The sequence below is a fragment of the Sandarakinorhabdus sp. genome (assembly GCF_040398665.1).
Classification (GTDB): domain Bacteria; phylum Pseudomonadota; class Alphaproteobacteria; order Sphingomonadales; family Sphingomonadaceae; genus Sandarakinorhabdus.
On sequence record NZ_JBBATQ010000003.1, the window covers coordinates 152,839 to 166,472 of the forward strand.

At 67.5% G+C, this 13,634-nt stretch carries 12 protein-coding genes; 7 read left to right on the plus strand and 5 right to left on the minus strand.

Features of this window, described 5'->3' with window-relative positions; all coding sequences use genetic code 11:
* Positions 1 to 2: 2 nt before the first annotated feature.
* From ABWP22_RS05690 to ABWP22_RS05705, 4 genes are all read left to right on the plus strand, one after another.
* Complete coding sequence (locus tag ABWP22_RS05690; RefSeq protein WP_353198993.1) at positions 3 to 1,145, plus strand: acyl-CoA dehydrogenase family protein; 1,143 nt, start codon at positions 3 to 5, stop codon at positions 1,143 to 1,145.
* Positions 1,145 to 2,344, plus strand: a complete 1,200-nt coding sequence (locus ABWP22_RS05695; protein WP_353198994.1) for an acetyl-CoA C-acetyltransferase — start codon at positions 1,145 to 1,147, stop codon at positions 2,342 to 2,344. Before ABWP22_RS05690 ends, ABWP22_RS05695 begins: the two co-directional genes overlap by 1 nt.
* Before the next feature lie 157 nt (positions 2,345 to 2,501).
* Positions 2,502 to 3,728: a CaiB/BaiF CoA transferase family protein gene (locus ABWP22_RS05700; protein ID WP_353198995.1), complete on the plus strand. Its 1,227-nt coding sequence runs from the start codon at positions 2,502 to 2,504 to the stop codon at positions 3,726 to 3,728.
* Between the two features lie 87 nt (positions 3,729 to 3,815).
* The gene (locus ABWP22_RS05705; RefSeq protein ID WP_353198996.1) at positions 3,816 to 4,208 is read left to right on the plus strand and encodes a hypothetical protein; all 393 of its coding nucleotides are present in this window, start codon (positions 3,816 to 3,818) and stop codon (positions 4,206 to 4,208) included.
* A 252-nt stretch (positions 4,209 to 4,460) separates the two neighbouring features.
* On the opposite strand, the gene ABWP22_RS05710 is transcribed toward ABWP22_RS05705, so the two are convergent.
* Both ABWP22_RS05710 and ABWP22_RS05715 read right to left on the minus strand, forming a co-directional pair.
* Positions 4,461 to 5,261: a crotonase/enoyl-CoA hydratase family protein gene (locus ABWP22_RS05710; protein WP_353198997.1), complete on the minus strand. Its 801-nt coding sequence runs from the start codon at positions 5,259 to 5,261 to the stop codon at positions 4,461 to 4,463.
* A gap of 25 nt (positions 5,262 to 5,286) precedes the next feature.
* On the minus strand, positions 5,287 to 7,173 hold the full coding sequence (locus tag ABWP22_RS05715) for an acyl-CoA dehydrogenase family protein (RefSeq protein ID WP_353198998.1): 1,887 nt from the start codon (positions 7,171 to 7,173) through the stop codon (positions 5,287 to 5,289).
* 94 nt (positions 7,174 to 7,267) lie between these two features.
* Between ABWP22_RS05715 and ABWP22_RS05720 the strand changes: the two genes are divergently transcribed.
* From ABWP22_RS05720 to ABWP22_RS05730, 3 genes are all read left to right on the plus strand, one after another.
* Complete coding sequence (locus tag ABWP22_RS05720) at positions 7,268 to 8,623, plus strand: L-serine ammonia-lyase (RefSeq protein WP_353198999.1); 1,356 nt, start codon at positions 7,268 to 7,270, stop codon at positions 8,621 to 8,623.
* Between the two features lies 1 nt (position 8,624).
* On the plus strand, positions 8,625 to 9,407 hold the full coding sequence (locus tag ABWP22_RS05725) for an enoyl-CoA hydratase/isomerase family protein (RefSeq protein ID WP_353199000.1): 783 nt from the start codon (positions 8,625 to 8,627) through the stop codon (positions 9,405 to 9,407).
* A gap of 65 nt (positions 9,408 to 9,472) precedes the next feature.
* Positions 9,473 to 9,796, plus strand: coding sequence for a hypothetical protein (locus tag ABWP22_RS05730; protein WP_353199001.1), 324 nt, complete (start codon positions 9,473 to 9,475; stop codon positions 9,794 to 9,796).
* A gap of 147 nt (positions 9,797 to 9,943) precedes the next feature.
* Here the strand turns inward: ABWP22_RS05730 and ABWP22_RS05735 are convergent, their stop codons facing one another.
* The 3 genes from ABWP22_RS05735 to ABWP22_RS05745 form a co-directional block, all read right to left on the minus strand.
* Complete coding sequence (locus ABWP22_RS05735) at positions 9,944 to 11,158, minus strand: acyl-CoA dehydrogenase family protein (protein ID WP_353199002.1); 1,215 nt, start codon at positions 11,156 to 11,158, stop codon at positions 9,944 to 9,946.
* A gap of 228 nt (positions 11,159 to 11,386) precedes the next feature.
* Positions 11,387 to 12,751 (minus strand): alkaline phosphatase family protein, encoded by a 1,365-nt coding sequence (locus tag ABWP22_RS05740; RefSeq protein WP_353199003.1) that lies wholly within the window; start codon positions 12,749 to 12,751, stop codon positions 11,387 to 11,389.
* Positions 12,748 to 13,554 (minus strand): glycosyltransferase family 2 protein, encoded by an 807-nt coding sequence (locus ABWP22_RS05745; protein ID WP_353199004.1) that lies wholly within the window; start codon positions 13,552 to 13,554, stop codon positions 12,748 to 12,750. Before ABWP22_RS05745 ends, ABWP22_RS05740 begins: the two co-directional genes overlap by 4 nt.
* Positions 13,555 to 13,634: the final 80 nt, after the last annotated feature.

Below are 13,634 nucleotides of genomic sequence, written 5' to 3' on the forward strand. Positions count from 1 at the left end.
CGATGGATGCCGAGACCTTCGGGCTGCTGAAAGACCAGCTCGCCCGCTATGTCGATGAACGGCTGATTCCGGCCGAGGATGCGGTGGAAGAAGGGGATGATATCCCCGCCGATATCGTTGCCGAATTCAAGGCGATGGGCCTGTTTGGCCTGTCCATCCCCGAAAGCCACGGCGGCCTGGGGCTGACCATGGCGGAAGAAGCCGCGCTGGTGCGCACATTGTGCCGGGCCAGCATCACCTTCCGCAGCCTGATCGGTACCACGGTGGGCATTGGCAGCCAGGGCATCATGATCGACGGGACGGCGGCGCAAAAGGCCGAATGGCTGCCACGCTTTGCCACCGGGGAGGCGATTGCCAGTTTCGCGCTGACCGAGCCGGGGGCGGGATCGGATGCGGCAAGCTTGCGCTGTTCGGCGGTGCTGGAAGGCACGCATTACCGGATCAACGGCACCAAACGCTATATCACCAATGCGCCGCGCGCGACCGTCTTCACGCTGATGGCGCGCACCGAAGCGGTGAAGGGCGCCGCCGGCATCAGCGCCTTCATCGTGCCGGCCGACAGTCCGGGGATTTCGCTGGGCAAGCCGGATCGCAAGATGGGGCAGCGCGGCGCCAAGACCTGCGATGTCATCTTGGAAGACGTGCTGGTGCCCGCCGCGAACATCATCGGCGGCGTGCCCGGCCAGGGCTTTCGCACGGCGATGAAGGTGCTCGATCGTGGCCGCATCCATATTGCGGCCGTGGCGCTGGGCATGGCCGACCGGCTGATCGAGATGAGCCTGGCCTATGCCATGGAGCGCCAGCAATTCGGGCAGCGCATCGGCGATTTCCAACTGGTGCAGGGCATGCTCGCCGACATGGAGGTCGACCGGCTGACCACCGAGGCGTTGCTGGAGCGCACCGCAGCGCGATTCGATGCCGGATTGGTGACAGCCAGGGAATGTTCGGTGCTGAAGCTGCATGCCAGCGAAGCGGTGGGGCGGATTGCCGACCGCGCGGTGCAGGTGCACGGCGGCGCCGGTTACATGGCCGAATACAAGGTCGAGCGCTTCTATCGCGATGTGCGGCTGCTGCGGATTTATGAGGGCACCAGCCAGATCCAGCAGACGATCATTGCGAAAGCCATGATGCGGGAGAGAAATTGATGAGACGCGCAGCCATTGTTTCACCGATCCGCACGGGGGTTGGCCGTTTTGGCGGGTCCTTGGCCAGCCTTCCAGCCGGTGAACTGGGCGCGATCATCCTGAAGGCGCTGATGGCGCGCACCGGCATCGATCCCGAACGCGTTGATGATGTGGTGTTCGCGCACGGCTATCCCAACGGCGAAGCGCCGTGTGTGGCGCGCTGGTCGTGGCTGGCGGCGGGTTTCCCGGAATCCGTGCCGGGCGTGTCGCTGGACCGACGCTGTGGTTCCGGCCTGCAGGCGGTGATCGATGCCGCGATGCGGGTGCAGACCGGCGCGGCGGACATCGTGGTCGCCGGCGGTGTCGAAAGCATGAGCCAGGTCGAATATTATTCCACCGATCACCGCAATGGCGCGCGCATGGGCAGCACGACCTTTCACGACCGGCTGGTGCGCGGCCGGGTGATGAGCCAGCCGATCAGCCGCTATGGCGTGATTTCGGGCATGATCGAAACCGCGAACAATCTGGCCAAGGATTATGGCATCAGTCGCGAAGAATGCGACGCCTATGCCGCGCAAAGCCACCAGCGCGCCGCGCAAGCCTGGGCGGACGGCAAGTTCGATGCCGAACTGGTGCCGGTGGAAATTGCCCAGAAAAAGGGGCCGCCGTTGGTGTTTGCCGCCGACGAGGGCATCCGCGCCGATGCGACGCCGGAAAGCCTCGCGCTGCTCAAGAGCATCGAGAAGGACGGCGTGGTGACGGCCGGGAACGCCAGCCAGCAGAATGACGGCGCCTCGGCCTGCCTGGTGGTGGGGGAGGACATGCTGGCGCCGCTGGGGCTGACGCCGATGGCCTGGTTGACCGGCTGGGCAGCGGCAGGCTGCGATCCCAGCCGCATGGGCATTGGCCCGGTGCCGGCGGTGGAACGGCTGTTTGCGCGCACCGGGCTGGGCTGGGACGATCTCGATCTGGTCGAATTGAACGAGGCCTTCGCGCCGCAAGTGCTCGCCGTGCTGAAAGGCTGGGGCTGGCACGATCCGGACCGTTTGAACGTGAATGGGTCAGGCATCAGCCTGGGTCACCCGATCGGCGCGACGGGCGGACGGATCCTGGCGACGATGTTGCATGAATTGCAGCGGCGCGGTGGACGTCACGGGTTGGAAACCATGTGCATCGGCGGCGGACAAGGTCTGGCGGCGATTTTCGAGTTGGCGCATTGACAGCAACCACTGTAACATTGTTTCATCGAATCGCGCCGGATTGTTGGGCCTTGGCATTTGCCAAGCAAGTTTTGAGAGCTACCCCGGTCGGGGGCTAGGAGCGGTGCTGGTTCTTCGGAGCCGGCACCGCTTTTTTCTTTGGGATGATCGCGCGTAGATGACCGCCATAACCACCCCCGCCGCGCTTGCCGGCATTCGTGTGCTCGATCTGTCGCGGGTGCTGGCCGGGCCATGGTGTACGCAGATCCTGGCCGATCTGGGCGCCGACGTGGTGAAGGTGGAGGTGCCCGGCCGCGGCGACGACACCCGCGCCTGGGGGCCGCCGTTCCTGCAGGGCGCGGATGGGCAGGACGAGATCGGCACCTCGGCCTATTATCTCGCCGCCAATCGCAACAAGCGCAGCATCGCGGTGGATTTCACGCACGAGGCTGGCCAGGCGTTGCTGCGCGATCTGGCTTGCCAAGCCGATATCGTGGTCGAAAATTTCAAGGTCGGCGGCCTGGCGAAATATGGCCTGGATTGGCCGAGCCTGCGCGCCATCAAGCCCTCACTGGTCTATTGCTCCGTCACTGGCTTCGGGCAGACCGGGCCTTATGCGGCGCGCGGCGGCTATGATTTCGTGGCGCAGGGCATGGGCGGCTTCATGTCGGTAACGGGCGAGGAGGGCGGCGGGCCGTTGCGCGCCGGTGTGGCGATGGCCGATATCGGCACCGGGCTCTATGCCACCATTTCGATCCTGGCGGCGCTGCGCCATGCCGAGGCGACGGGCGAAGGCCAGCAGATCGACATCAGCCTGCTGGATACGCAGATCGCCAATCTGGCCAATCAGGCGATGAACTGGCTGGTCGGCGGCGTCGATCCGGGCCGCATGGGCAATCGCCACCCGACGGTGGTGCCCTACACGCTGTTCAAGGTCGCCGATGGGCAAATGATCATCGCCATCGGCAATGATGGCCAGTTCCGCAGCTTCGCCCGCGCCATGGGCGTGCCCGAACTGGCGGACGATCCGCGCTTCGTCACGGCGCGCGCCCGGCTGATCAACCGCGACGCGATCGAAGCCGAAGTGCAGCGGCTGGTGGCGGGCGAGCCGGGCCTGCCGTTGATCGACCGGCTGGTCGCGGCCGGCGTGCCGTGCGGCCCCGTGAACAATATTTCGCAAGTGTTCGCCGATCCGTTCGTGGCGGCGCGTGGCACGGTGCATGAATTCGTGCGCGATGATGGCGTCACCATCCCCAGCGTCGCCTTCCCCGGCAAACTCTCCGCGACGCCGGCCACCATGCGCCGCCCGCCGCCGCGCGTGGGCGAGGATGCGGACGAGGTGCTGCGCGATTGGCTGGGGCGGGCGGATGTGGACGCGTTGCGGGCGGGCGGCGTGATTGGCTGAGTCCTTTTCGTCACACCGGCGCAAAACTGCCGCGGGTGAGACGTTCGGCCTGTTGGCCTGCCGGGAAGTTACATCCATAATGGACATATGGGTCAAGATATTGCACGCGCCGCGGTGCCGGCCGGGGCTGCGTGGTTCACGCGCCTTTTTCTGGGGCTGGCGGCGCTGTGGCTGGTGGCGCAGGCGCATCGTGGCGGTTTTCTGGGGTCCTGGCGCGATGCGGCCAGCCTGCCGGGCAATATCTGCTGGCTGCTGATTGCCTGGTGCCTGGCGCGGCTGCTGGTGGATTGGGCGGTGCAGGCTTTGCGGGCGCGGCAGGTGAGCCGGGATCCGCTGTTCCTGGTTGCGGGCCTGCTGGCGGCGGAATTGCTGTGGCGTGCGCTGGGCGGCGTCGAGCTGGGGCTGGCGGCGTTTTTCGGGCAGCCGGTGGTGGTGATCTTTGGGTTTGCTGCGCTGCATCGGCGGCGGGTGGCAGGGTAACGAAAGCCCACCCCCAGCCCCTCCCGCAAGCGGGAGGGGAGCCGTGTGTGCGTGATCAATCGGCCCCTTTCGGGCAGCCGGTGATGGTGATCTTTGGGTTTGCTGCGCTGCATCGGCGGCGGGTGGCGGGGTAACGAAAGCCCACCCCCAGCCCCTCCCGCAAGCGGGAGGGGCGCCGTGTGGGCTCGGCCCTTCTGCTCCCCTCCCGCTTGCGGGAGGGGCTGGGGGTGGGGCTTGTCCGCAGAGCCGGCCCTACCGCCCCGTGAACTGCGGCGCCCGCTTTTCCAGAAATGCCGCCATCGCCTCGCGATTGTCATCCGTGGTGTGCGCCAGCGCCTGCATGGCGGCCGACAGGTTCAGTATCGTATCCAGGCTGGCGGTGCGGGCTTCCCACAGCAGGCGTTTGGTCATGCGCACGGCTTGCGGCGGATTGGCTGCGATCTTGGCGGCGATGGCGCGCGCTGCGCTCAGCAGTTCGGCATCGGGCACCACGCGCGACACCAGCCCGATGCGCAAGGCCTCTGCCGCGTCGATCAGGTCGCCGGTCAACGCCAGTTCGGCGGCCTTGGCGTGGCCGACCACATATGGCAGCAGCCAGGCGCCGCCATCACCGGGGATGATGCCCAATTTGACGAAGCTTTCGGCGAATTTGGCGCTCTCCCCGGCGATGCGGATGTCGCACATGCAGGTCAGGTCGCAGCCGGCGCCGATGGCCGGGCCGTTGACGGCGGCCACAATTGGCACCTCCAGCGCCGCAAAGGCGCGCGGCAGGCGCTGAATGCCGGTCAGGTAATTGCGGCGCGTGGTGATCGGCGCGGCGCTGGCGAGGCCATCACCGCTGGCCATCTTCTTCAGATTGCCGCCCGATGAGAAGGCACTGCCCGCCCCGGTGAGGATGGCGACACGCGCCTGCGGATCGCGCTCCAGCCGGGCGAGCGCCGCGAGTATGGCATCGACCATGTCGTCATCGGACACCGGGTTGCGCAGTTCCGGCTGGTTGAGGGTGAGGGTGACGATCGGGCCGTCGGGTTCGTAGAGGACGAGGTCGGTCATGGCGGGTTCCCTTGCTTGCAGATGTTTACCGCACACCCAGCCCGCGCGCGATGATGCCGCGCAGGATCTCACGCGTGCCGCCGCGCAGGGACACCATCGGCGCGATCTGGATGGTGGCGTCCAGCGTGGCCAGCAGCGATGCGGGCGGTGACGGGATCAGCGGCAGCAGCGCGCGCGCCACTTCGGGGATGGCCTGTTCGAACGTCGCGCCGAGATCCTTGACGATGGCGGCTTCCAGCGCCGGGTCCTCGCCGGCCGCCAGCAGCGCCGCCATGCCACGCGCCATCTGGCGCAGCACGATCAGATGCGCTGTCAGCCGACCGATGGCGGCATGCGCAGCGGCGGGGGCATCGGGGCCGAGCGCCGCGACGAGCAAATCCAGCAGCACCATGGTGGACAGGAAGCGTTCCGGGCCGGAGCGTTCAAAGGCGAGTTCGGCCATCACTTGCGCCCAGCCAGCGCCTTCAGCGCCGACCAGCGCGTGGGCGGGGACCAGCACATCATCGAAATGCACTTCGTTGAAATGATGCTCGCCCATCAGATCGATGATCGGACGGATGCTGATGCCCGGCGTGTCCATCGGCACCAGCAACTGCGACAGGCCTTCGTGCCGCACACCGTCTCCGGTGCGGCAGAGCAGCAACATCAGATGCGCCTTGTGCGCGAAGGTCGTCCACAATTTCGTGCCGCGGATCCGCCAGCCATCGGCGGTGCGGTGGGCGCGCGTGGAGAGCGCGGCGAGGTCCGATCCGGCGCCGGGCTCGCTCATGCCGATGCAGGCATATAATTCGCCGCGCGCGATGGCGGGCAGATGGGCTTGCTGTTCGGGCGTGCCGAGTTTGAGCAGCAGCGGCCCGGTCTGGCGGTCGGCGATCCAGTGCGCCGCCACGGGTGCGCCGGCGGCGAGCAGTTCTTCGATCACCACCAGCCGATCAAGCGCGCTGCGCTTCTGGCCGCCGTGCTCGCGCGGCCAGCACATGCCGATCCAGCCACGCGCGCCCAACAGCCGCGAGAAATCCGGGCTGTGGCCGTTCCAGCTATGGGCGCGGGTTTCCGCCGGGATGCTGGCAAGTTCGGCGGCGAGGAAGGCGCGGACGTCGGCGCGCAGCGCAGCGCGGGCCGGGGTTTCGGGGACGGCGGGGAAGCGGAAACGGTCTGCCGTGGTGTCACCGGCTGGCGCTTCGGACGGGGTTTCTGCGGTGGCGAGCGCCCAGACGCTCCCAGCGCTGAGCGCGGCCTGGCCGAGCGCCGCCTGGTGCTGATATTCGCTGCCCTGTTGGTCGCGCCGCTGCCAAAGCTTGGCCGTGAACAGGTGCAGACGGTGATCGGCGGTCACGCCGATGGCGCCATGGAGCTGGTGGGCCAGCGCGGCGACTTGCCCGGCCGCTTCGCTGGCGCGGGCCTTGGCGGCTGCGGCATGATGTGGTGTGCCCGCAGCCAGCGCCAGCGCGGCAACCCCTACGGCGGCGCCGGCGGCGGCGGTTTCGGCGGCCATGATCGCGAGTTCATGCTGTACCGCCTGATTCTTCGACAGCGGCTTGCCGAACTGCTGGCGGGTTTGCGTCCAGTCCAGCGTCATCGCCAGCACCGTTTCACACAGGCCGGCAATTTCGGCGGTGGCCAGTGCGGCGGCCCAATCGTCCTGCGGCCGCTGCTGCGCGGCGGCCAGCATGGCGCCCGCCAACGGCCATGGCGCCCCCGCAAGGCCATGGGCGCGGGCGATGGCCAATATGGTGACGGGATCGAGGTTCAGGCCGCCGTCGGCCTCCGCAGCAAGGGCGAGCGGCAGGCCGGCTTGTTCCAGCTTGTCCCACCCGTCCACGGGCTGCCCAGCGCGGGATTGGCGCAGGCGGGCCTCGGTGGCTTCGTGGCGGAGCAGGCGGGCGGCCTGGTCGATCAGGGTGGTGTCCATGCCGACGAATCGTAAGCGTGTTGCGGCGCCCTGCCCAGTCTCGGCATATCGGCAGGCCATTGCCCCGCCGGCCGCACTGGGGCAGGTTACACCGATGTTGTCAGTGCTCGACATGTTCCGGGTTGGCGTGGGGCCATCCAGTTCGCACACGGTGGGGCCGATGCGGATCGGCGGGCGCGTACGCCGGTCGCTGGCCGGGATCGACTGGCCGGCCGATGCCCGGCTGGTGGTGACGCTGCAAGGCAGCCTGGCCTTCACCGGGCATGGGCACGGCACGCTGCGGGCGATCGCGCTGGGGCTGATCGGCCACGCGCCGGAAACGATCGATTCAGACACGGCGGCGCGTGATCTGGCGGCATTGCAGGCGGGTGGCGCGTTGGACGTTTCGGGGCGCGCGCTGGCGTTCGCGCCCGATGCCGACATAAGGCTGGATTACGACACGCGCGATCTGCTGCACCCCAATGCCTGCCAGGTGGCGCTGTGGGCCGGCGATGATCTGCTCTGGCTGGAGGACTGGTTTTCCACCGGCGGCGGCTTCATCGCCAGCCGGCGGCAACTGGAACAGGAAGTGCCGGCCGATCGGGTGATGAGCGGGCATGCGGTGCCGCATGCGTTTGGCAGCGCCGCCGAATTGCTGGCGCTGGCGGACGGGCTGGGCCAACCGCTCGATGCCATCATATTGGCCAATGAAGACGCGATGCGGCCCCGCGCCGAAACGCTGGCCGGGCTGGACATGGTCGCCGCCGTGATGCTGGCCTGCATCGACCGCGGGCTGCGTACGGAAGGGACCTTGCCCGGCGGGCTGAAAGTGGAGCGGCGCGCGCCGCAATTGTGGCGGCAGCTTCAGGATGGGCGCAGCCGCAACGAGCCGGAACGCCTGTTCGACCTGCTGAATGTCTATGCGATGGCGGTGAACGAGGAAAATGCCGCCGGCGGCCAGGTGGTGACCGCGCCAACCAACGGCGCCGCCGGCATTCTGCCCGCGGTGATGCGGCATTATTGCGAGACGGGCGCGCAGCGACAGCGGTTTCTGCTCACCGCCGGCGCCATCGGTTTGTTGTACAAGCAGCGCGCCTCGATTTCCGGCGCCGAAATGGGCTGCCAGGGCGAGGTGGGCGTGGCGTGCTCGATGGCGGCAGCGGGGTTGGCGGCGGTGTGGAATGCCAGCCCGCAGCAGGTCGCCAATGCCGCCGAAATCGGTATGGAGCATAATCTGGGCCTGACCTGCGATCCGGTGGGCGGCCTGGTGCAGATCCCCTGCATCGAACGCAACGCCATCGGCGCGGTGAAGGCGGCGAACGCGGCGCGGCTGGCGCTGCACCGGCCGGGGCAGGGCCGGGTGACGCTGGACGAAGTGATTGAAACCATGCGGCAAACCGGCGTGGACATGAGCCAGAAATACAAGGAAACAAGTCAGGGCGGGCTGGCGGTGAACGTGGTGGAGTGTTGAGATGATCACGCTGGATGTTCACGACACCATCGCCACCATCACGCTTGATCGCGCCGAACGCCGCAATGCCTTGACCCAGGCGATGCTGGCCGATCTGGAGCGGATTGCCGATGATCTGCGCGGGCGCGGCGATGTGCGGGCGGTGGTGCTGCGCGGCGACGGCCGGGATTTTTCGGTCGGCGCCGATCTGGCCGAGATGGCGGCGCGGATGGCCAGCCCGATGCCGCTGGCGCAGGCGCGGCGCGGCGCGCAATTGGGCGCGCGGGTGATGCGCGCCGTGATGGGCATCGATCAACCGACCGTGTGCGCCGTGCAGGGCATCGCCACCGGCGGGGCGACCTGCATCGCCACGGCATGCGATTTCCGGCTGGCAGCGGCGGGCGCGCGGCTGGGCTATGGCGAGGTGAAGATCGGCATCAACCTGATGTGGAATGCACTGGGGCCATTGGTGGCACTGATCGGCCCGGCGCGGGCCAAGCGCATGGTGATGACCGGCGCGCTGTTCGATGCCGAAACGCTGGCCGGCTGGGGCCTGATCGACGAGCTGCTGCCGGCCGATGCGCTGGATGCACGGGCGCTGGCGCTGGCGCAGGAACTGGCGGCGCTGCCGCCGCTGGCGGTGCAGATGATCAAGCGCAGCATCAATGCGGTTGCACATGCGCTGGACGCCGCAGTGCTGCACGCCGATGCCGATCAATGGCTGCTGGCGACACAAGGCGCGGATTTTGCCGAGGCGCTGGCCGCCTTTCGCGACAAGAGGCCGGGGCAATTTACCGGCAATTGACCTCAAGGGTAATTGCCGCGCTTATCCGGGCGGGCGACGGTGCGGGCAACTCGAAAGGAATAACCATGTTGCCGCTGCGCCTGCTCTGCATCCTGATCTTCATCACCCTGTCGGCCTATACCGCGCCGATCCTGATGGCGGATCAGAATTTGCTCCCGGCGTTTTTCGGGCAGATCGCGGCCGGTGGCTGGCAGGGGCAGTTCAACATGGATTTCATGTTCATGCTGACCTTCTCCGGTCTGTGGGTGGGCTGGCGGCATGGCCTCAACCCGGCCGGCCTTGCGCTGGCGCTGCTGGCGTTCCTGGGCGGGGCGCTGTTCCTGTCGGTCTATCTGTTCGTGCAGAGCTTCCGTTGTGGCAGCGTGCGGGAGATATTGGTGGGGCGGTAAGCACTTCACCTCTCCCCTTTGGGGAGAGGTCGACTCGCGCGTAGCGCGGCGGGAGAGGGGTGACGTCCTCCGTCGCCAAAGTTGCAACCCCTCTCCCGGGCCGCCTGGGGCGTCTCTCGACCTCTCCCCAAGGGGGAGAGGTGATTTTCACCCATTCCGCCGTGCCAGATATTGCCACAGGATGCCGCGCTGGATTTCGTTGGTGCCGGCATAGATCGAACCGGCGCGGTCGTTGAAATATTTCGGCAGGGCCTTGGCGGCCCAGGCCGGGCCGACGCCCAGGCCATCGGCCGGAGCGGTGAAATCCGGCACGGCGCCGCCGGGCAGGGTGCGGTGCGGCTGATAGATGGGGGCATAGGGCAGGGCGGCCTCCACCTCCAGTTCGGTCAGCCGCTGGCTGAGTTCGGTGCCGAGGATTTTCAGCGCCGACGCCATCGGGCCGGGGGCAGCGCCGTTGGAAAGCCCGGCGTTGAATTGCAGCTCCAGCGCATCGAGCGCTTCGATCTCCATGCGCAGCGCAGCGATGCGGCCGTTCATCGTGACGGGCAGCGCTGCCTCGGCCAGATGGCGTTGCAGGCTGGCGACGCGCTGCACCATCGACGGCGCATAGGCGTGGCCGCCGCGTTCGAACTCCATCAGATATTTGGCCACGGTCCAGCCATCGTCGATGTGGCCGACCACATTGGCCACGGGCACGCGCACGTCATCGAACATCACCTGGTTCTGCACATGCTCGCCCGACAGCGAGATGATCGGGCGCACGGACACGCCGGGCGATTTCATGTCGATGAGCAGGAAGCTGATGCCAAGCTGGGGCTTTTCGAGGCGGCTGGTGCGCACCAGGCAGAAAATCCAGTCGGCATGATGGGCGTGCGTCGTCCAGATCTTCGCGCCGGTGCAGATGAAATCATCGCCGTCGCGCTCCGCCCGCATCTGCAGGGAAGCGAGATCGGAGCCTGAATTGGGCTCCGAATAGCCTTGGCACCAGAATTCATCGCCGGCCAGCATCGGCGGCAGGAAACGGCGCTTTTGTGCGTCGGTGCCATAATGCAGCAGCACCGGCCCGCACATGCCCAGCCCCATCGGCGACAGCGGCGGCGCGCCGGCCATCGTGGTTTCGCGCGCCCAGATATAGCGGCGGGCGACCGACCAGTCGCAGCCGCCCCATTCGGTCGGCCAACTGGGCGCCACCCAGCCCCGCGCGTGCAATTTCTTCTGCCAGGCCAGCGCGATGTGCGGCGGCGCGTAGACGCTGGTCATGCCGGCGGCCGCGGCGCGCAGATCGGGGGTGAGTTCGGCATCAAGGAACGCGCGCACTTCATCGCGGAACGCCAGATCGTCGCGGCTCCAGTTCAGTTGCATGGTGTGTCTCCCTTTTGGGGGAGAATGGGCGCGGCGTTGGCAGCGTCAACCTCATCTTTGTCGTCGCCCAGGGACAAGTCAGGGCCAACTCCCTCCCCCTTGCGGGGAGGGCGACTCGCGCCCCTTGGCGCGAGCGGGGTGGGGGTACGCCCGCGGCCACATGTGGAACCCCCACCCCGCTCGGCTGACGCCGAGTCGCCCTCCCCGCAAGGGGGAGGGCGTTTGACATTAAAACGCGGCCGGCAATTCCGCGTCGCGCAGGGTCACACCCAATTTCGCCGCCACCGCCGGCGCGATGCCGCGCATGTCGATCAGGCCCAGATCCCTGGGCGCAATCCCCGGACCGTTCGCGATCAGGCTGGTGCGCATGGCCGGCACGTCGGGGAAATAGCCATGGGTGCCTTTCGAGGCGGTCGGCTCGCCCTGGGCGCCGGACAGGCGATTGCCCATCGCCCAACCGGGCTTGCTGTTGACCCAGAAGGCCGCGTCGGCGGTTCCGCCGGCGGCGGCAATACCGGCGCCATCCAGCACGCGATCGATGCCGGCATCCGGGTCACGCGCGGTTTCGGCCAGCACCGCTGCCACCCGGGCCTTCAGCGCCGCATCGTCGGGCCGGGCCAGCACGATCGCGGCGCTGCCGCCGGCCGGCCAGGGGATCGCATCCCAGCTGGCGATGCCATTGCCATCCGGCGTCAGGCGAATGAGACCGGCCTTGATCAGCGGCAGGAACAAGTTGGTGGTGCGGTTGATCGGCGCAAAGCCGTGGTCGGAGACAATGACCACCACCGTCTCCGGATTCACCGCGCGCGCCGTCGCCACCAGCTTGCCGACGGCGGTGTCGATGCGCACCAATATGGCGCGGGCGGCGGCGGAATCCGGGCCGGCCTCATGCTGTTCATGATCGAAGGCGGTGAGGTACACGGTGGCGAAATCCGGCTGGATGCGGCGGATCAAGGCGATGGCGTGCGCGGCGCGGGCTTCGTCGGCGGCGATGCCTTCATCGATGCCGGGCGGGTAGGGGCCGGCTTCGGCGACCAAGGCTGCGGGCAGGCCGGGGGTGGAGAGGGCGGCGATCAGCTTGTCGTCGTCGGGCGTGCCCTTGCGCCAGATCTGCGGCAGGTTTGCGGCCAGGCCCGACAGGCCGACACTGATCGGCCAGTGGACATTCACCACGCGCTTGCCGTTGCCAACAGCAGCCTGCCACAGGGTTTGCGCCTTGAAATCGCTGGCATACCAATACCAGCCATCATCATTGCGGCGGTATGGATCAAAGGTCAGATTGTTGCCGATGCCGTGGCGGCGCGGCACAGCGCCGGTCATCAAGGTCGCGTGGCTGGGGAAGGTGACCGTGGGCAGCACGCCCGTCACCGCAGCGCTCACCCCGCCGGCGGCGAGGCCGCGCAGGGCCGGCAGCGCCAGGCCATTGGCCTTGCCTTGCCATTCCACCGGGCGCAGGCCATCGATGGCGATCATCAGCACCGGGGCGGCAGCGGTGGGGGCGGCAAGGAAGGCGCCAAGCAGCGCGGCGGTGAGGGCGAGAATGCGGGTCATCGTGCCTGCATGGCGCAGCAAGGTTTCAGTCGCATGACTCATTCCCAATCCCGTACGCGCAAGCCCGCTTCGAACATGCCGCGGCTGCGCAGGCGGGGGCCGAGAAAGCCGTAGAAGAACCAGTCCTTCACGGCATAAGGCGTCAGCGCATAGAGCAGGCGTTCGGTGAGGTTCCAGCGCACATGACCCTTCACCGTGCGGCGCGGCGCCGGCCAGCAGACGTGATCGGCCGCGTGGGTGAGCCGGCCCTGTTTCAGCATGCGATGGATCAATTCGTGATCATAGAGCACGAACGGCCAATCATCATTCTTCGGCCCGCCGGCAGCGAGCAGCGGCGCGAGACGAAAACATTGCCCGAAGGTGCCGGTGTGGCCCTGGCCGGTGAGCAATGACGCGGTGATCGCCATGCGATGGCGGATGATGACGTTCTTGGGCACAGCATATTCGCCATAGATGTCGAACGCCTGGACGCCGACGATGCGCGGATCATCGCCCAGCAAGGCATCGGCGCGGCTGATATAGTGCGGCGGATAGAAGGTGTCGGCATCCCAATAGGCGATGTTCTGCGCGCCCATGTCGTGCGCGAGCGCCGTGCCCTTGCGCAGCGCAAATGTGTGGCCCTGCGCGGTTTCGCTCACCAGCATGGCGCGCGGGTGATCCTTGATGGCGTCGGCCACGATTCCGGCGCTGGCGTCGGTGGAGCCATTGTCCACACACACCAGCATGATGTCGTCACGGTCCTGCGCCAGCGCGCAGGCGATGGTTGGCGCGATGAAGCGCGCCTCGTTGTAGAATGCGATGACGATTACCCATTTGGGCACCCACGGGCGGACTGCGCTGGCCATGGCGAAGGTGCTTAACGGTGGGCGGCGGGGCCGGCAAGCGTGTGGACCCACAGCGCTGGTTAACGGTTTGTTGGTGGCGG